Genomic DNA, 381 nt, shown 5'->3' with positions numbered 1-381 from the left:
CGCCCGATCAGCCAAAGCCGAGACCCGCGCCGGCGCCGCCCCCAAAGGAGCCCAAGGCCGAAAAGCCGCAGGAAACGAAGGTTGAAAAACCGCCCGAGCAGAAAGTCGAAAAACCGCGTCCGCCGGAAAAGCGACCTCAGAAGCCCTCGCCAGTTGAGGTTTTGAAGCCTGTTTTTCAGTTCGGCGACAAGGATACCGGCCCCAGGAAATCCCTGGATGGGGGCAGCGCTCTAGACAACTCGCCGTCACCGGCCAAAGATGATTCGAAGCCGCCTGTCGTGCCGAAGCAGGCGGAGAACCAATCCGCCACTCCGGTAGACTCCGAGGGCCGGCCAGATTCAACCAAGGCCGACGAGAAGCCGGCAACCGCGGCGAAGGACG

Annotated in this window: 1 pseudogene; it reads left to right on the top strand. The window is 62.7% G+C overall.

The features are described 5' to 3' along the window. Window positions 1-381, top strand: a pseudogene (locus EOC94_RS33600) (hypothetical protein); the annotation flags it as partial.

It is taken from the genome of Mesorhizobium sp. M6A.T.Ce.TU.016.01.1.1, assembly GCF_003997065.1.
GTDB lineage: Bacteria > Pseudomonadota > Alphaproteobacteria > Rhizobiales > Rhizobiaceae > Mesorhizobium > Mesorhizobium mediterraneum.
The sequence above is the reverse complement of the archived record's forward strand: the minus strand, read 5'-3'. Positions and strand labels throughout refer to the sequence as shown.